Here is a 17,231-nt window from a genome sequence, read left to right on the forward strand (position 1 = left end):
GATTTTTAACTTTAACATTGAGCCTTGCCACAAAATGAGGCCAAGGCTCTACATCTCACTAAGCTGACGACTTATCGTGGCGATATAACCAACGATACAGGGTCGGCAACACCAATAACGTCAGTGCCGTAGAGCTAAACAGCCCGCCGATAATCACCACCGCCAGTGGCTTTTGGATTTCACTGCCCACACCCGATGACACTAAGATGGGGATCAAGCCCAAGGCCGAGGTCAATGCCGTCATCAACACGGGGCGTAAGCGGCCAACCGTACCTTCATAAACCGAGTCATAGAGCGACTCGCCGCTCTGTCTGCGCTGGTTAATCGAGTCCACTAACACCACGCCATTGAGCACCGCCACCCCAAACAGAGTAATAAAACCGATGGAGCTCGGCACCGACAGATAAGTGCCGCTGACAAACAGCGCCACGATCCCGCCGATCAATGCCAGAGGAACGTTCGCCATGATCAATAAGACCTGTTTCAGCGCACCAAAGGAGAAGTACAACAGTAAGGCAATCAGAGCTATGGAGACTGGTACCACCAACATCAGCTTTTGTTGTGCCCTTTGCTGATTTTCATACTGACCACCCACAATCACTGTGTATCCTGCGGGCAAATCGGCCTGAGGCACCAGCGCATAGATATCTTTGACCACAGATCCCATGTCCCGCCCCGCCACGTTGGCTTGCACCACCACGCGGCGCTGCACATCATCACGGCGAATATTCGGCGGCGCCATTTCCACCTCAACACTGGCCACTTCGCCTAACCGCACAGTGGCACCATTGCTGCCGCTAAGGAGTAAATCCTTAATCACATCCGGGCTGCTGCGATACTCGGCAGCGAGGCGCAAATTGATGTCGTATCTGGCATTACCATCGATGACCTGGCCGGCGCTGGCACCGCCAATCCCTTGGCTAACTAGCGACATCACTTGGTCGACACTGATGCCATAGCGGGCAAGTTGTGCGCGGTCTGGCCGCACTACAAGCTGCGCCTCCCCACTCACCTGTTCGAGTGACACATCCACAGCGCCGGGGATTTTTGCCACCAGATCGGTGAGCACTTGGCCTTTTTCAGATAAGACGTCTAAATCGGGGCCAAAAAGCTTAATCGCTAACTGCGCCTTTACCCCAGAGAGCAACTCATCGACTCGCGTCGCAATCGGTTGTGAGAAGGTGAGTAGCAGTCCGGGGAAGACACTGAGCTTTTCCTCCATCAGCCGTTGCAGCTCCAAACGCGAGCTAGCCGATTGCCATTCTTCGATGGGTTTAAGGCCGATATAGACTTCAATATTGCTGACAGGCTCTGGATCGCCGCCTAATTCGGGCGCACCGATACGGCTCAAGGCATATTCCACCTCGGGGAATTCCAGCAACATGGCCTCAAGCTTTGGCGCCACATCTAAGGAAGTGCCAAGGCTCGCGGTCGGCGCCAGCGTCACCCTCAGGTTGATGGTGCCTTCCTCTAGTTCGGGCACAAACTCAGTGCCCAGCCTAGGTAGCAATACCATACTCATGGCAAACATCAGCAGCGCACTGATCATCACCAACTTTGGCCTAGCAAGGGTTGCACTCAGCAGCTTGCGATAGGCTGAGTCCAAAGGTGCTAAGACGACGCTCTCCTTCAGCACGACACCACGCTTAAACAGATAAACAGCTAATGCAGGCACGGCAATTAAGGCCACCAGTAAGGCGGAAATCATCGCCAAAATAATGCTAACAGCCATCGGCTGGAACAACTTGCCCTCAACCCCTTCCAGCGCAAATAGCGGCGCAAACACCACAATGATGATGGCGGTCGCGAAGAAGATCGGACTGCAAACCTCTTTCGCCGCCAGCATGATGCGCACGGCCATGTTGTTATCCGCCTCAACGGCGTGAACACTACCATCCTCATCGCCATGGTATGGGTCGGCTTCGCCATCCGCGCGGCTTCTCGCCTGGGCTAAATGACGGCGATCTGGCTGAGTTAAATGTTTGAAAATATTCTCAACCATCACCACAGAACCATCAACCAACATCCCAATGGCCACCGCTAACCCACCGAGGGACATCAAGTTGGCAGACAGGCCATAGTAAGACATCACCATCAGCGCCAAACCGATGGATACGGGAATAGACAGCAGCACCAACAGGGTGGCGCGGATATTCACAAGGAACAGCGCCAAGATCACCACGATAAACACAAAGGCCATCAGCAGCGCATCGCGCACTGTGGTAACGGCCTTATCCACTAAATCCGCTTGGTCGTAAAACACCTCGAAGGACACGCCCTTGGGCAGCGCCTGCTCAATCAGATTAATCCGCGCATCGATATCATCAATCGTTGCCTTAGTATTGGCGCCCATGCGCTTAAGCACCACGCCCGCCACCACTTCGCCCAAGTTTTGCGCCTGACCCGCCTCATCGCGGCGCGTCATAGTCACGGCCCCAACACGGATCTCACTGCCAAAATCGACCTTAGCAATGTCGCCCACTCGCACTGGCGTGCCACGCACTTCGGTCAGCGGAATTTGGGCGATTGCGGCAAGCCCTGCTTCACCCGCGGGTAACATGCCATAACCCCGCACCACCAATTGCTCCTGGCCTTGGTCCATAAACCAGCCACCGGCGTTACGGTTATTGCTCTCAAGCGCCTCACTCACCTGCGCCATCGACAAACCATAGGCTCGCAACTTGTTAGGGTCGACCTGCACTTGATACTGGCGCACCTCGCCGCCAAAGGATAAAACATCGGTCACGCCGCCCACCGGCATCATGATCAGTTTGACGAGGTAATCGTTAAGGCTTCGCAGCTCGGCGGCATTAATACCCGAGCTAGGGTCAGCCCGCAGAATGTACTGATAAATCTGCCCTAAACCTGAAGTGTTAGGGCCAATTTCTGGCACACCCACACCGCTTGGGATCATCTCCCGCGCCGCCTGTAACTGCTCAAACACTTGCTGGCGAGCAAAGTAAATATCCGTACCTTCGGCAAATACCACGGTCACGATGGACAAGCCAGTACGGGATAATGAGCGCACCTCGGTCACCGCCGGCAAGGCATACATGGCCGATTCGACCGGATAACTGATGAGCTTTTCCACCTCTTCGGCGGCCAACCCCTCGGCCGCGGTATTGATGGTCACCTGTACGTTGGTGACATCGGGGAAGGCATCCAGATTCAGTTTGGGCAACATGGCCACACTGGCGGCAACCACAACAAGCAGTGCCAGCACTACTAATAGCCGATTTTTAATCGCGGCTTCGATTGCTTTTTGCAACATAAAAATTCCTCGCGCATTCGCCCTAAGCCTTTAAAAAGGCGTAAAAAGAGGGCTTGAGAAGGTTCGACTCATCGGCATTAGTGGGCATGAATATCAAAGCCAGCTTTGGCCTGCTCCGACGCCAAGAAAAATGCGCCTCCTACCACCACTTTTAGCTGTGCCTGTCGTGCCTTATCCAACTTGTCGCCGCGCACTAGGCTTAAGCCACGCTGACGCTGCACTAGCTCCACCTCAATGGCTTCGAAACCATCTTCGTCTTGAATAAAGATCTGCCAATCACCATCCCCACTGCGGGTTAGCGCCGCATCGGGCAAGACAATTCCAGAAGAGAAGCCTGATGATAAGTCGCTACCCTTAGGCGCATCGGCAAAATACAGCTCGGCAAATTGCCCCGCGTGCAGCACATGCTCTGGGTTTGGCATGCTGACTAAAATCTGCTCGGTGCGGGTCACGCTATCCAGCTCATGGGAGCGGCCGATAATCTTGCCCGCCAGCGTTTTATCGCCCACTTGCACCAACGCCGGGCCGCCGACATTCACATTAGCCGCCTGCGCCGGAGTTAATTGCGCTTCGACCCAAAGATGCGATTCATCGGTCAACTGCATTAATGGCGTGCCAGCGGTGAACACTTGGCCTAGCATGGCGATATCCTGCTGCACACGGCCATCGATAGGTGCCAACAGTTGATAGCTGCCGATAGCTTCTGGGGTCGACTCTAAGGTACGAATTTGTTCAGGGGTCATTTTGATCGCCTCTAAAATCGCTCGCTTCAGTTCGGCATCGACCTGCGCCTGCATTCTGCGGCTGACACTCACCGCGCCTTCACTCATACGACGCACTCGACTCCACTCGGCGGCGGCATTGATATATTCCGCCTGCGCCTTGGCGACTTCTGCGCCGCCTAAGGTCAGTAAGGGCTCACCTTTTTTCACCTCTTGGCCGGGCACCACATGGCGCGCCTGCACCCGCACATCCAGCTGCGGCGCTAAGGTCGCGGTTCTATCACGGTCAACCACTAGAGTGGCGGTCGCCATAGTATCGAGGTTGAGATTGCTAAAACTTAAGCTATCGCTGCTCAAGGGCAACAGGCGCACGCCGGCCAGTTCCAACTGCGCAGGCGTAAAAGTAAGTGCCTGCTCACCATGGTCATCTTCAGTCGCTGAAGCGCTTTTTTCTGCCTTATTGGTAACCTTTTCAGCGCCGTGATCATGGCCTTCACCCGCGAAGGTCGGCGTCGTCAGGGTTAAGGAGGCAAGCATCAAGGCCAACGCTAAACGGGAAGGAATAAACAACGACCTTAAGCCCGCAGCAGACACTGTGCCCAAAGTTTGGAAAGACGATTTTTGAGTAAATGAATTCATAGTATTACCTCACGATTACTTTGCTGGCACGGCATGTATGGAAGAAATGGATGTTGATTTGCCGACGGATGTGTCGGCTAAGGTGTCAATCATGGGCAGCAGCTGACCGCTGTCCCCCATCCAAGTTAACCAACTCTGATAAATTGCCGTTTCGAGGTTTAAACCGACCAAATAACTGGCCGCAAGCTGACGCCGACTCTGCAAATACTCGCTAGTACTCACATCACCCGAACGCCACAGCTCACTTAAGGATTTAGCGGCTTTACTCCCCGAGGCTGCGACTCGCTCGCGCCAATCTTGGTAGCGCGCCAGTAAACGGGGTAAGGCATTGGTAAATTGTGCCTGTTTGGCCGTAAGTACTCGCTCACGGGCTAAGTAGTTCTGTTCCGCGATTGCGATACCCTTGTCGGCAACCGCCTGTAACTCGCTGTAGTTATTCCGCACCTGCAAAGGGATGGCCACGCCGACGCCAAACTTGTTGTCATCGCCTTCCTTTTCAACACCGAGGTTGATGGTGGGATCGGCCGCCGTGTCCGCCTTAACCTTCATGGCATTGGCCTTGGCCAGCAGCACCTGTTGATGGGCACTGGTCAATGCGGGTAAATCCACTTTCGGGGACATCTGCGACACCCATTGGCCAATTTCGGGGATAAACTCCCTAAATCCCAGCTTATCGACGCCGAGTAATTCGATGACTTTGCCATCGGCCACTAACGCCGCTTGCTCGGCCAGCGCATAGTCGGCGGTATTACTCGCCAGTTCGAGCTTCAGCAGTTGCAACTCAACATCGGATAAATCCCCCGCCGCAAAGCGCTGCTCGGCAATATTGAGCTGTGCCTGCGTAAACCTTAATTGTTGCTCGGCAAAGGTCAGCGCCTTATTGCTCTGCGCCTGTTCGGCCAGCGCCAATAGCCGCTCGGCTAACATCTGACTGCGCTCTAGCTGTATATCCGCTAACAGGATTTGCGCCTCGAGCTGAGCAAGGCGAGTCGCTACGCCACGCTTATCACCCCAATCTAGGGTTTGACTCAGCCCTAGACTGTAGGTATCTGTGTCGGCGTTTTGATAATTGAGTCCAAGCTCTGGGTTATAGATGGCGCGATCCGCCGCCGCAATGGCGAGCTCTGCCTGTTGCTGCCGAGCAATTTGCGCCTGCACTTCGGGTAACTGATTAATTTTCTTGAGTAACTCGGGCACCCACTGCTTGAGGGAAGCTTGAGTTTCTTCGGTTAATAGCTCGCCTTGCGCTAATAAAGTGCCTTCAGTATTTAACTCGTTCACTTCAAGGCCTGTGGTTGCTGCAACAGCAGAGTGAACCTGTCCGCCAACAAGCACGAGTGTGCTAAACAGGCCAAACAAGGTCTGGGCGATAATGGTTTTCTTCATCGCAATTCCTAACAATATCTAAATAGGACTGGCCCCACGCAAGAGACGTGTGAATACCAATCGAATGCTCCCCAAAAGCGTTAAATGTCGAATAAGCTCAAAGCGCTAGCGCGAGCCAAGGCCGTTTAGACCAGTTATCGATGCTGTGGGGATAAATTAAGGGCTTATGGCGGCGCACAATAACGAAGCGATAAGCAGATATTGAAGGTTAAGCGATGGGAGGACGGTACTTAGGTAATTGATCGGGTGGGAAATAGGCTAAATCCGTTGGCACATAAGCCGTTTCAAACGCGATAGACGTTTGGCTGTCGGAATGGGATAACAGGGCCACATGACCGCCGTGACATTGGCAATCGAGGCAAAGATCAAAATTTTGAATTTCAGTGGTTTGCACTAAATGTGAGTGGCCACTAGCACTGGCAGTCGATACGCCCGCCTTGAATGCGGCTTCGCCAAACTGCTCGGCACTGAATCCGGGAGTCTGCTCATTGGGACACACACAATCCACACATTGGGCTAAGGTGGTCACGGGAGCACTAAATTGGAGATGGGGATGATTCTCGGCTTCTTCGGCGCCATTACCCGCATGTAACTGATGCGCACCCAAATTCGCGCCCGCAAATTGCAGCACGATAATGGCTATCAGTAGGGTCACCATTCGGCTAAAGAATGGCTTGGCGGTCGAAATCAAATATCACCTTTGGACAATTCAGTAGGTTGTTAAGCAATAGCTTGTGCAAACTTCAGACAGGGATTTTAAGCATAAGTTCACAGCTTGCAACTAAAAATAAGCCAAGCTGTGACACTATTCGCTTGAAAAGCTTACTTAAACACGCAGTGTTTAGCGTAATCGGCAGCTTCGTTCGCTGTCCAATCGCCTGAAGGCTTATCCTTCATTTGCTTACACCAAGCATCACTACCGACCTCTGGCGCACAGGCACTTAAGCCTGCGGTAAAGGCCAACACTAAGGCGATAGCGCCTAATTTAGCGGTCGGTTTGGCAGTCATAGTTTTCAACAAAGACATAGTTAATTCCTTATAAGTAATACCCACCATGGGCCGTTAAAAAGTTGAACGTTTCGCAATCCAGTCGATGGCTTTGGCTTTTTGTTCTAAGGGGAACCAAGCCACTTCGCCCTGCATAAAGGGGCCGAGTAAACGCACGGCGTTCCCCACCCAATCTGGGCCACCAACAAATACTAGGGCTTCAAAATTAGGGAGTTGGACTTCGCCGCTGCCCGTTAGCGACTCAAATTCCCAGCCTTCGAGTAAGACGTCCGCCTCGATATACAGGCAAACTTGTCCCCAATCCTTGCGGTAACTCTTAATGGCCGGCTGTAAACGGGTACGATAATCGGTTGAAGAGAGTCGACCACTGGCGAAAAGACTGATAACACCCTTAGCAATATCGGGGATTTGGCATAACATAAAGGCACTCCGAAACGAGAACACTATTTTGCAAACGGGCAAACACGCCTGCCCAGCAAGAATGCGCCGATGATAACAAATCTATTGAAAAGCCATAAGCAGTTATTGCTGGCTTCTCAAAGCAATTGGACAAAACCCTAAGTCTGCCATGATAAAAATCTCAAACCGTGTGGAACTTCCGGAAAATGAAATCGAGTGGCAATTTATCCGCTCCAGTGGCGCAGGCGGGCAGAATGTCAATAAAGTCTCCACCGCCGCCCAATTGATTTTTGATATCAGAAACTCGTCATTACCCGAGTTTTATCAGCAGCGCCTGCTGCAAAAAGCCGATCATCGCATTACCGCCAGCGGCAAAATTATTATCAAATGTCAGGCGAGCCGCAGCCAAGAGGCGAATCGGCAAACCGCCTTGGAGCAATTTATCGCCCTAGTTGCCAGCGTGGCAGAAGTGCCCAAAAAACGCATTCCGACCCGCGCGACCAAAAGCAGCCAAACCAAACGCTTAGATGCGAAAAAACAACGCGGCGCCACTAAGGCCATGCGACAGATTAAGTTTGATTAACCCCGCCGACAACGCGGTGACATTCATAATGCAAAATCCGCCCGAACAGGTTAAGTTAATGGCATTCAACCCGTTAAGGCATGTCGTAAAAGGAAAGCGTAATGAATCATAAAGTTCTGCTCATCAATGGCCCTAATTTAAACCTCCTTGGCCGTCGTGAGCCCAGTGTTTACGGTCATCAAACCTTAGCCGATATTGTTGCCATTTTGAGTGAACAAGCACAGGCAGCAGGTGTTGAACTTGAACATATTCAATCGAATGCCGAATTTGAGCTGATCAACGCTATCCATGCCACCGATGCGCAGATGATCATTATCAACCCCGCCGCCTTTACCCACACCAGTGTGGCCCTGCGTGACGCGCTGCTTGGAGTTGATATCCCCTTCTTTGAAGTGCATTTATCCAATGTTCATGCCCGCGAGCCCTTCCGCCACCACTCCTATTTGTCCGATAAGGCCATTGGGGTGATTTGTGGTTTCGGCGCCCAAGGCTATGAGTTTGCCCTCGCGGCGGCGATTAAGAGATTGAAGGCATAAACGCGATTAGCGTGAGTACAGGGAGCCACAAGCCATGGCGGTTGACCTTCGAAAGATCAAAAAACTGATTGAATTAGTGCAGGAATCTGGGATTGCGGAGCTGGCGATTACCGAAGGGGAAGAGTCTATTCGCATCACCCGCTACAACCCGCACAGCGCAAGCGCACCTGATAGGGCGCACAATCCTGCGCCCTCTTCTGCACTCACGCCAAAGCCAGCCAAAACCCGTGACGCCCTGCCTGTGATTGAAGGTTTTGTGCAGCTATCGCCTATGGTCGGCACCTTCCATGCGTCGCAAGGCCAATCCGAGGCGCCCTTGGTGCGTGTGGGTCAAAGGGTGGCGCGCGGCGATACACTTTGCATTATCGAAGCCATGCGAATGCAAAATCCCATCGAGGCCGAGCGTGACGGCATAGTCGGCGCCATTTGGGTGAAGGACGGGGACGATGTCGCCTTCGACCAGCCGCTGTTCACTCTGATCGAAACTTAGACTTCGAAATAGAATTTAGAGGTAAAGATGATACTGATTACTGGCGCAAGCAGTGGCTTAGGCGCGGCATTAGCTGCCCTGTATGCCAAGGATAACCAAGCACTCACACTGACGGGGCGCGATGCCAATCGCCTGCATACCGTGGCCAATGCACTCAGCCCATTTTCAACCCAAAGCATTAGCGCCATTAGTGCTGATTTAGCGGACGAGGCGAGTGTCGAAGCCCTATTCGATGGCCTTACCGATTCCCCCAACACGGTTATTCACTGCGCTGGCAGTGGTTACTTTGGCGCGCTGGAAACCCAAGGCACGAGTGAGATCCAAGCGCTGCTGAATAACAATGTCACGTCAACCATTCTGCTGGTACGTGAATTGGTGAAACGCTATAAACAGCAAGCGGTTACGGTCGTGATCGTGATGTCCACCGCCGCCCTCGCCGCCAAAGCGGGAGAGTCGACCTACTGCGCCGCCAAATGGGCGGTGCGGGGCTTTATCGAATCGGTACGTTTGGAGCTCAAGCAGAGTCCGATGAAGGTGATTGCGGTTTATCCCGGCGGTATGGATACCGGCTTTTGGCCGAGCAGTGGTAAGAGTCTAGACACCTCAAGCTTTATGTCCGCCGATGAAGCCGCAGGCATGCTAAAACAAGCGTTGCTTGCCACCGAACATGGTTATATCGCCGATATCACCATTCAACGGGGTTAACGGATTAAGACGACGAGTTAACGATAAACACATGGGCGGCCAAGGCATCAAGTTGCCTTGGCCGCCCATTCTTTTGAATCAATCCCTTAGTCGATGCAATTAGCGGTGCACAGTGCACTGCTACGACGGCTCTCCCTATGGGTTAACCACCACATAACTAAACCGCCGAGGGACAACAGCGCTGCGGCATAGCCGGTCGCGGCGATGCCTTGGCCTGATAAGATCACTAAGCTGCCCACCCAGGGGCCAATCGCATTGGCTAGGTTAAAGGCGCATTGTACTAAAGCGCCGGTCATGGCCTGCCCATCGGGGGCCACGTCCATTAATCGCGCCTGCACTGTGGTAGCCAGACCAATCCCCGAACCCACAAAGAACACAATCGGCATCAGCGCCCAATAAGATCCCGTCAAACTCGGATACAGCGCCAACACTAAGGTGCTTAACACCAGCGACCAAAATGCCGCCGCCAGCGCCGACTTATCCGCCGCCCAGCCACAGACTAAGGTGCCTAAGGTGGCGCCAATCCCAAAGACTGCCATCATCACTGGGATTTTAAAGGGTTCGACCTGGGTGACTTGGATCAGCGTCTCGGCCAGATAGGTATACACACAGAAAATCCCGCCAAAACCGATAGCCGCAATGCCGAGCGTGAGCCAAACTTCGCGGTTCTTCAGGGTTTGCAGCTCTTTTTTCGGGCTGGCATTTTGCGGTACGGCCACATTCGGCGCGAGAAAATACAGCATCACGGCGGTAACGGCGGCAATAATCGCCACTATACCGATGCCAGAGCGCCAACCGACGGTTTGCCCCATCCAAGTTGCGAAGGGCACGCCAACGATAGTGGCTAAGGTTAAGCCGATAATCACCCGGGAAACTGCCCTAGCCTTCATCTCTGGAGGCACTAAGGACGCCGCCAGTAACATAGCTACCCCAAAGTAAGCTCCATGGGGCAAGCCACTTAAAAAGCGGAAAAACACTAACCAATTCAAGCTGGGTGCCAGAGCGCTTAAACCATTGGCAACCGCCATCATGGCGGCCAAGGCGATTAACAGCGTGCGCCGCTTAATCCTCACCCCCAGCACCATAATAATGGGCGAGCCCACCACCACCCCAAGGGCATAAGCGCTGATGGCATAACTCACATGGGCGACATCGACACTTAAATCGCTGGCGATATAAGGCACTAAGGTCATGGCGGCAAATTCTGTGGTGCCTAGGGCAAAGGTGCCTAATGCCAAGGCGAGTAACACCCAAAGCGCGCTGCTTTGAGCCTGAGTCTGGGGTTGAACTGCTTGCAAACGATTTCTCCGCGATTCTATAAAACGACAACTGGCTAAGAAAAAAATAGGAGCCCACTCGGGGCTCCCGTCGATAAGGCCTAAAACAACATTACTTCACTAACTGTTCTTGATAGGTTTGGCTATTCCAATCGAAGGCGTAAAGCGTACCTTGCCACTCATACAAGGTACGGCCATCCTGCTGCACTATTCTGGCATTGCTCGGCAGGCTCGACACACTGCGTGCAGCCCGTGCTCGGGGCACATTGGCAATTTGCTCCGTCGAGGCTGATGATGCCCTAGCCGTCGATGTGCCTGTTTGTGAGATCACAGTCGCGCTATTGGTTGGCATATTCGACACCATACGGCCTTCGCTCGGCGAATATTGCATACTGGTGGTGACTCGCACTGGGGGCGAAACCGCCACTGGCGTATCATCATAGGCCATAGGAATCGACAAGCCTATGCCTGAATAGGGTGAATTCCAATAGCGTGCGCTATTCCAGCCCCAATCGTTCCAGCCATTATCATTCCAACCATAGCCAAGATTCCAGCCCGTGCCCCAACCCGTCGCTAAGCCAATGCCTAGACCCAATCCCCAAGGATAATAAGGGCGGTAATAGGGGCGATAGTGGCGGTGGCTATCCCCATGTTTATGGTGATTATTGTAGTGATTGTCGTGACGACCATGACTCTCGCTATGGCGGTCATTGCCGCGATCGCGCGCCGCCGCCAGATTCGGCACGGCTAAGGTGCAAATCAATAAGGCGCCCAGTAAGGACAAGGCGAAGCCTGTTTTATGCCAAGGCTCAGCCGGCTTAGGTAAGCAAACTGATTGAGGTTGAAGATTTTTATCTTTAACAAGGCATGGAGAGAGTGTCATATAAACCTCGAAATACCGGGCACTGGTCAAATAAACATCGACCTAGGACAAGCATTTTACGCTTCCAAAGCTGGAAGATCACTGAATAGGTTAACCCTAAAACAGAAAAATGCTATAGTGCGCGCCACACGGATTTCCACTGCAGAGGCTATTTCCACATGAGTTTTAAGGATTTACGCAGCTTTATCGATCATCTGGAAGCCAATGGCGAACTCAAACGCATTAGCTACCCCGTTGATCCTCATTTAGAAATGACAGAGATCGCCGATCGCGTTCTACGCGCCAAAGGCCCTGCACTCCTATTCGAAAATCCAACCAATCATTCAATGCCAGTGCTGGCCAACCTCTTTGGTACCCCCAAACGCGTCGCCATGGCGCTGGGCAAAGAAGATCCGCTCGCGCTGCGCGATGTGGGTGAGCTGCTGGCGTTTTTAAAAGAACCCGAGCCACCACGCGGCTTTAAAGACGCGATTTCAAAAATCCCCATGTTCAAGCAAGCCTTGAATATGCCGCCTAAGACAGTGCGCAATCCCGCCTGTCAGCAAGTGGTAAAAACTGGCGATGAAGTCGATTTAACTCAGCTGCCAATTCAGCATTGCTGGCCAGGCGATGTCGCGCCGCTGGTCACTTGGGGCTTAACCATTACCAAAGGGCCGCGTAAGAGTCGCCAAAACCTTGGGATCTATCGTCAGCAGTTGCTCGGCAAAAATAAACTCATTATGCGCTGGCTGTCCCACCGTGGTGGCGCGCTTGATTTTGCCGATTTTAAAGAGCAATTCCCCGGCGAGCGTTACCCAGTGGTGGTTGCCTTAGGCTCTGATCCTGTGACCATTTTAGGCGCGGTAACGCCAGTGCCCGATGCCATGAGCGAATACGCCTTCGCGGGATTACTGCGCGGCGAGCGCACCGAAGTCTGCAAGGCATTAAGCTGTGATTTAGAAGTACCCGCCAGCAGCGAGATCATCCTCGAAGGCTATATCGACCCCGACGAAATGGCCGAAGAAGGTCCCTACGGCGACCACACGGGTTACTACAACGAGACGGATAAATTCCCCGTCTTTACCGTGACCCATATTACCCACCGTAAGGATCCGATTTACCACAGTACCTACACAGGCCGTCCACCGGATGAACCCGCCATGTTAGGTGTGGCACTCAACGAAGTGTTTGTGCCGATTTTGCGTAAGCAATATCCTGAAATTATTGATTTTTACCTGCCGCCCGAAGGTTGCTCCTATCGGATGGCGGTGATCTCGATTCGTAAACAATATCCTGGCCATGCTAAACGGGTGATGATGGGCGCTTGGTCCTTCCTGCGCCAATTTATGTATACCAAGTTTATTGTGGTGGTCGACGACGATGTGAATTGCCGCGACTGGAACGATGTGATTTGGGCCATTACCACCCGTATGGATCCTAAGCGCGACACCGTGATGATCGATAATACGCCTATCGATTACCTCGACTTTGCCTCCCCCGTGGCGGGCCTCGGCTCCAAAATGGGTCTCGATGCCACCAATAAGTGGGAAGGCGAAACCAACCGCGAATGGGGCACGCCGATTGTGATGGATCCTAAGGTTAAGCAAAAGATCGACTCAATTTGGGATGAGTTAGGCATAGACGACAGCCCAACCCTATAATTCAGCTTAAGCACGACTCTCGTACCCACTTAAGCCAAGAGAATAGGCCGCCAACGGCCTTAATGTGACACCTAACGACAACAAATGATGAAAGGTGCAAAGGAAGTTTGATGAAAACCATACGTTGTAAGATAGAGAAAGTAACCCCCTTTAACGACGCCGTGTATCAGGTGTGGTTAAAGCCCGACACCCCCTTGGAGTTTCAAGCGGGACAATACCTGTGTGTTGTGATGGGTGAAAAAGATAAACGTCCCTTCTCTATCGCGTCCGCCCCTAATGCCGAAGTGATTGAGCTTCATATTGGCGCGGCCGTCAGCGAAAGCTATCCAATGCAAGTGGTTGAAAGATTGCGTAATAGCACGCATATCGACATCGAAGCTCCAGGCGGCGAAGCCCACTTACGCCACGACAGCCAGCGCCCACGTTTATTGATCGCTGGTGGCACAGGCTTCTCGTACATTAAGAGTATTGTCGAGCAACAAATCGCCCTAAACCAACAGGTTGAAACGACTTTGTATTGGGGTTGCCGCACCCAAGATGCGATGTACTATGAAAGCATCGCCCGCCAATGGCACGACGCTCACCCTTGGTTGCATTTTGTGCCCGTGGTGGAAGAAGCCCCAGCAAACTGGCAAGGTAAAACCGCCAATCTACTCGCGCAAATCAAGCAAGATTTTATTAGCCTAAACGGCTATGACATCTATATCGCAGGTCGTTTCGATATGGTCGGTGCCGCCCGCGAAATCTTCCGCGAAATGGGTGTCGATGAAGCCCATCTCTACGGCGATGCCTTCGCGTTTATCAAATAACGCGTTGATTTGTAGCTTGGCTGAGTAACCTTTGCCAACCTAGACTCAAACAATAAACCCCAGTTTTCACTGGGGTTTTGTTTTTAAGGACAATTTGATTAAGTGTAAGGATTAAGCACTGTCATTCCAGTGACACGCAGCGAGTACATCCATGTATGCTCGACGGCGGCATCCATGCCGCCAACGGTCACTTTCATGCCAATGCTTAATCTCTCAAGCCCAACGAAATCTTAAACTCTTCAGTTAAATCAGATATCTAAAGGGTTTCACTAAGGAAAAAAGATGATGCGACTGAGTTTGCTTACAACTTTTCAATTCCATTAAATGAAGCGGCTAATTGTTGGAGCTCACCAGTTTCATGAAACCACAAATACACAGTGTCCAGAATCCGGCCTGATTCTTTGATAAAAACCATTTGGTCGCCTAACCCATTGCCCGCAATCGCGACGGCATTATCGGGGAAATGGCCAAACCCTTTGCACGACTCAGTTTCATAAAGGATATGATTGCAAGTGCGGGAAACTCGTTTTCTATCGGAAGTATCTTTAATCGGATACAACTCCCAATCATCTTCTACAGTAACGGCTTCGCCACCATTATCTAATTTCATCGCTTCACGGTACTCACGAGGCAGTGTCGCCCCCAATTCTTGTTCTGTTAGCGCTAACTGTTCTTCCGATAAATCAAAAGGCACCAGTCTCTCCTTAGAGCTAAAATTTTCAATTGAATCAAAATAGTGAGACTTCGCTAATTACTTCATCCACAAGCTCTTTAATCTGTTCTTGAGACAAGATATATGCAAGTTCTCCAATACGACTCTGAAGAATACTATTCTCAGTTTTATTCGTCATGCTGATAAAGTATTCTAGTGAACATTGTGCAATTACCGTTGGAAGAAACGATATATCTGGAAATGTATCATTGATACTCCCAACTAAAACACGGTTAGAAGAAAGTGGAAGATAAACAGCTTGTATCTGATCATTCTTATCAGTGAACGGCTTAAACGGTCTATCACCTTCCATTTGAAAAACGAGCATAGTGTCGCCCAATGGAACTTCAATATCTTGAGTATTTACAACTCTATATACTAAACGCTCATAAATATCTATTTTTATTGATGGAGCTATCATCTGTTGTAGTGCCTTGATATGACCAGATTTAGCAGATGATTTTATTACCTCAGAAATAGCCAATCTAAATTCGTCAGTAATAAGCGGAAAAGACCTAAAAACATCAGGTAACAACTTCTCTAGATTATTTTGAATAGTGTTAAAAATATCTTCCTGAGCATAAGCAGAAACATTTCGTTTTTTCAATTCATCAGTAATTGCATTATGAAGAATTTTGGGGTCATGAAATATCTTACTTTGGACATACCTCTCAAAAGCTTGCTTGTCCTCAATAAATCTAAGCAACTCATCAACAAGAAGATTAACAGAATGACAAAAGCTTTGACGTAAATAGCGAGTTCTTACTTCTAAATGTGCAATTAACTCAGCGATTTCTTTATTATTAAGCACTAAAAAACTTGTTGCCTCACGTAGTTCCTTAACTACAGCACTATAATGCTCTTCCGCAAGAGTAATATCATTATCTAATTTTTCGTCTCCGTTTAGAGAATAAAATAGCCCTTCTATACCAATATTTATTGTATTAGAGTTAAAGATTTTCAAATCCTTACGATATACCCACGTAAACGTCTCATTACCGTTTTTATGACTAGCAAACCCAGATTGGAGAAATCTAGGGACAAAGTGATGTCGCTTACCAGACATATATCTCCTGGAAAAATAAGTGAACTATTCCAAAACAATAACATAATCTACTTTAAGCCGATCCTCAATAAACAGTAAAACTAGGATTGATATCACTCTTTCGAGATTAATAGTTAGCTTCGAAATACCAGAAGTTCACCTCCCCTGCGAAGTTGCTGAAGGGCGTTGAAGAAAATCGCGTAACGCAGACAGGAAGTCTGCGTAGCTTTCGGGGGGAAGGGACGCTCCATCGGAAGCGTTAGCGATTTTCGAATAAGCACGAAGCCACTAATCAATGCATGTAACTTCGCTAGGGGCGTCATGGAGCATCCAAGGAGGATAGGACGAGCAGTCCTCCTTGGTCGGGTGTGGGGTGAAGCCCCACGACTTTGACTTTGATTTAAAAGCTAGAAGCTAGAAATTACACCCAAACCTACAATTAACACTCTAAGCTCAAACGCAGTTTGCTTCTCAAGCCTAGCGGCGTTTAAGCGCCCTACACTTGTGGTCTATGTAAATCAAACCTTTGCTCTTCCGAGATCCCATAGTAGGCGGATGGGCCGCCGGCGCGCAGCACGGGTTCGGCGAGGGCGGTTTGATACACTCCTTCACTATTGAGTAAATGCTTGGCGATATGCACGGCAACGACCTCACCTAAGACGAGCCAAGTATCAATCTTGTCCCCATTAGCGGCAGTTAATTGAATACATTGAGAAAGCTTACATTCAAAGTTTACTGGGCTTTCGGCCACCAGCTCGGCTTGGACGATAGTGCCCGCCTTTGGGGTGAGTCCGGCAAAGGCGAACTCGTCCTCCCCGCGGGGCAACATGGCGGAAGTTTGATTCATTTTCTCGGCAAGGCTGCGGGTGGTGAGGTTCCAGACAAATTCACCGGTGTCGACGATATTGGCGACACTGTCCTTCCAGCCCGTGCTGGCAAAGCCGATGATAGGTGGTTTGTAGTTGAAACAATTGAAAAAACTATAGGGCGCGAGATTGCGTTGCCCCTGTGCACTGCGCGAGGAGATCCAGCCTATGGGTCTGGGGGCGACAATCGCATTTAAGGGGTCGTGCGATAATCCATGTCCCTTGCTCGGCTCGTAAAAATAGCGTTCTGTAGTCATCTT

Annotated in this window: 17 protein-coding genes; 6 read left to right on the forward strand and 11 right to left on the reverse strand. The window is 51.0% G+C overall.

The window, feature by feature from the left end; genetic code table 11:
- Positions 1-58: 58 nt before the first annotated feature.
- The 6 genes from M0415_RS11570 to M0415_RS11595 all read right to left on the reverse strand — a co-directional run bounded on the left by M0415_RS11570 (position 59) and on the right by M0415_RS11595 (position 7,446).
- Positions 59-3,271, reverse strand: coding sequence for an efflux RND transporter permease subunit (locus tag M0415_RS11570; RefSeq protein WP_249553504.1), 3,213 nt, complete (start codon positions 3,269-3,271; stop codon positions 59-61).
- A gap of 77 nt (positions 3,272-3,348) precedes the next feature.
- Positions 3,349-4,632 (reverse strand): efflux RND transporter periplasmic adaptor subunit, encoded by a 1,284-nt coding sequence (locus tag M0415_RS11575; protein WP_249553502.1) that lies wholly within the window; start codon positions 4,630-4,632, stop codon positions 3,349-3,351.
- A gap of 15 nt (positions 4,633-4,647) precedes the next feature.
- On the reverse strand, positions 4,648-6,018 hold the full coding sequence (locus M0415_RS11580) for a TolC family protein (RefSeq protein ID WP_249553499.1): 1,371 nt from the start codon (positions 6,016-6,018) through the stop codon (positions 4,648-4,650).
- A gap of 208 nt (positions 6,019-6,226) precedes the next feature.
- On the reverse strand, positions 6,227-6,676 hold the full coding sequence (locus M0415_RS11585; protein ID WP_249556570.1) for a hypothetical protein: 450 nt from the start codon (positions 6,674-6,676) through the stop codon (positions 6,227-6,229).
- 164 nt (positions 6,677-6,840) lie between these two features.
- Positions 6,841-7,044 (reverse strand): DUF3012 domain-containing protein, encoded by a 204-nt coding sequence (locus M0415_RS11590; RefSeq protein ID WP_011715717.1) that lies wholly within the window; start codon positions 7,042-7,044, stop codon positions 6,841-6,843.
- 36 nt (positions 7,045-7,080) lie between these two features.
- Positions 7,081-7,446, reverse strand: a complete 366-nt coding sequence (locus tag M0415_RS11595) for a SpoIIAA family protein (protein ID WP_011621315.1) — start codon at positions 7,444-7,446, stop codon at positions 7,081-7,083.
- Positions 7,447-7,594: 148 nt separating this feature from the next.
- Between M0415_RS11595 and arfB the strand changes: the two genes are divergently transcribed.
- From arfB to M0415_RS11615, 4 genes are all read left to right on the forward strand, one after another.
- Positions 7,595-8,008, forward strand: a complete 414-nt coding sequence (gene arfB / locus M0415_RS11600) for an alternative ribosome rescue aminoacyl-tRNA hydrolase ArfB (RefSeq protein ID WP_011621314.1) — start codon at positions 7,595-7,597, stop codon at positions 8,006-8,008.
- 101 nt (positions 8,009-8,109) lie between these two features.
- Entirely contained in the window at positions 8,110-8,544 is a 435-nt protein-coding gene (aroQ, locus tag M0415_RS11605; protein ID WP_037428701.1) for a type II 3-dehydroquinate dehydratase, read from the forward strand.
- A gap of 34 nt (positions 8,545-8,578) precedes the next feature.
- Positions 8,579-9,034 (forward strand): acetyl-CoA carboxylase biotin carboxyl carrier protein, encoded by a 456-nt coding sequence (gene accB, locus M0415_RS11610; protein WP_249553497.1) that lies wholly within the window; start codon positions 8,579-8,581, stop codon positions 9,032-9,034.
- 27 nt (positions 9,035-9,061) lie between these two features.
- Positions 9,062-9,739, forward strand: a complete 678-nt coding sequence (locus M0415_RS11615) for an SDR family NAD(P)-dependent oxidoreductase (protein WP_249553495.1) — start codon at positions 9,062-9,064, stop codon at positions 9,737-9,739.
- A gap of 86 nt (positions 9,740-9,825) precedes the next feature.
- On the opposite strand, the gene M0415_RS11620 is transcribed toward M0415_RS11615, so the two are convergent.
- On the reverse strand, positions 9,826-11,037 hold the full coding sequence (locus M0415_RS11620; RefSeq protein ID WP_249553494.1) for an MFS transporter: 1,212 nt from the start codon (positions 11,035-11,037) through the stop codon (positions 9,826-9,828).
- A 91-nt stretch (positions 11,038-11,128) separates the two neighbouring features.
- Positions 11,129-11,899: a hypothetical protein gene (locus M0415_RS11625; RefSeq protein ID WP_249553492.1), complete on the reverse strand. Its 771-nt coding sequence runs from the start codon at positions 11,897-11,899 to the stop codon at positions 11,129-11,131.
- Between the two features lie 158 nt (positions 11,900-12,057).
- On the opposite strand from M0415_RS11625, the gene ubiD reads away from it, so the two are divergent.
- A complete protein-coding gene (gene ubiD, locus M0415_RS11630; RefSeq protein ID WP_011627318.1) occupies positions 12,058-13,539 on the forward strand; it encodes a 4-hydroxy-3-polyprenylbenzoate decarboxylase in 1,482 nt (493 codons plus the stop codon).
- A gap of 110 nt (positions 13,540-13,649) precedes the next feature.
- Complete coding sequence (gene fre / locus M0415_RS11635; protein ID WP_249553490.1) at positions 13,650-14,348, forward strand: NAD(P)H-flavin reductase; 699 nt, start codon at positions 13,650-13,652, stop codon at positions 14,346-14,348.
- A 301-nt stretch (positions 14,349-14,649) separates the two neighbouring features.
- Here the strand turns inward: fre and M0415_RS11640 are convergent, their stop codons facing one another.
- The 3 genes from M0415_RS11640 to M0415_RS11650 all read right to left on the reverse strand — a co-directional run bounded on the left by M0415_RS11640 (position 14,650) and on the right by M0415_RS11650 (position 17,228).
- Positions 14,650-15,042 (reverse strand): SMI1/KNR4 family protein, encoded by a 393-nt coding sequence (locus M0415_RS11640; protein WP_249553488.1) that lies wholly within the window; start codon positions 15,040-15,042, stop codon positions 14,650-14,652.
- Between the two features lie 34 nt (positions 15,043-15,076).
- Positions 15,077-16,126 carry a DUF4238 domain-containing protein gene (locus M0415_RS11645; RefSeq protein WP_249553486.1) on the reverse strand — a complete coding sequence of 350 codons (1,050 nt, stop codon included), beginning with the start codon at positions 16,124-16,126 and terminating at the stop codon, positions 15,077-15,079.
- Between the two features lie 475 nt (positions 16,127-16,601).
- Positions 16,602-17,228: a flavin reductase family protein gene (locus M0415_RS11650; RefSeq protein ID WP_109286869.1), complete on the reverse strand. Its 627-nt coding sequence runs from the start codon at positions 17,226-17,228 to the stop codon at positions 16,602-16,604.
- Between the last annotated feature and the right edge of the window lie 3 nt (positions 17,229-17,231).

Origin of the sequence: Shewanella sp. 10B (assembly GCF_023475885.1) — a bacterium.
GTDB lineage: Bacteria > Pseudomonadota > Gammaproteobacteria > Enterobacterales > Shewanellaceae > Shewanella > Shewanella mangrovisoli.

What these genes read in the sequence shown, in the direction of transcription:
- ubiD (WP_011627318.1), top strand. Translation starts at nt 12,058, where the DNA reads ATGAGTTTTAAGGATTTACGCAGCTTTATCGATCATCTGGAAGCCAAT.
- aroQ (WP_037428701.1), top strand. Translation starts at nt 8,110, where the DNA reads ATGAATCATAAAGTTCTGCTCATCAATGGCCCTAATTTAAACCTCCTT.
- arfB (WP_011621314.1), top strand. Translation starts at nt 7,595, where the DNA reads ATGATAAAAATCTCAAACCGTGTGGAACTTCCGGAAAATGAAATCGAG.
- M0415_RS11615 (WP_249553495.1), top strand. Translation starts at nt 9,062, where the DNA reads ATGATACTGATTACTGGCGCAAGCAGTGGCTTAGGCGCGGCATTAGCT.
- fre (WP_249553490.1), top strand. Translation starts at nt 13,650, where the DNA reads ATGAAAACCATACGTTGTAAGATAGAGAAAGTAACCCCCTTTAACGAC.
- M0415_RS11645 (WP_249553486.1), bottom strand. Translation starts at nt 16,126, where the DNA reads ATGTCTGGTAAGCGACATCACTTTGTCCCTAGATTTCTCCAATCTGGG.
- M0415_RS11625 (WP_249553492.1), bottom strand. Translation starts at nt 11,899, where the DNA reads ATGACACTCTCTCCATGCCTTGTTAAAGATAAAAATCTTCAACCTCAA.
- M0415_RS11585 (WP_249556570.1), bottom strand. Translation starts at nt 6,676, where the DNA reads ATGGTGACCCTACTGATAGCCATTATCGTGCTGCAATTTGCGGGCGCG.
- accB (WP_249553497.1), top strand. Translation starts at nt 8,579, where the DNA reads ATGGCGGTTGACCTTCGAAAGATCAAAAAACTGATTGAATTAGTGCAG.
- M0415_RS11595 (WP_011621315.1), bottom strand. Translation starts at nt 7,446, where the DNA reads ATGTTATGCCAAATCCCCGATATTGCTAAGGGTGTTATCAGTCTTTTC.
- M0415_RS11650 (WP_109286869.1), bottom strand. Translation starts at nt 17,228, where the DNA reads ATGACTACAGAACGCTATTTTTACGAGCCGAGCAAGGGACATGGATTA.
- M0415_RS11570 (WP_249553504.1), bottom strand. Translation starts at nt 3,271, where the DNA reads ATGTTGCAAAAAGCAATCGAAGCCGCGATTAAAAATCGGCTATTAGTA.
- M0415_RS11590 (WP_011715717.1), bottom strand. Translation starts at nt 7,044, where the DNA reads ATGTCTTTGTTGAAAACTATGACTGCCAAACCGACCGCTAAATTAGGC.
- M0415_RS11580 (WP_249553499.1), bottom strand. Translation starts at nt 6,018, where the DNA reads ATGAAGAAAACCATTATCGCCCAGACCTTGTTTGGCCTGTTTAGCACA.
- M0415_RS11575 (WP_249553502.1), bottom strand. Translation starts at nt 4,632, where the DNA reads ATGAATTCATTTACTCAAAAATCGTCTTTCCAAACTTTGGGCACAGTG.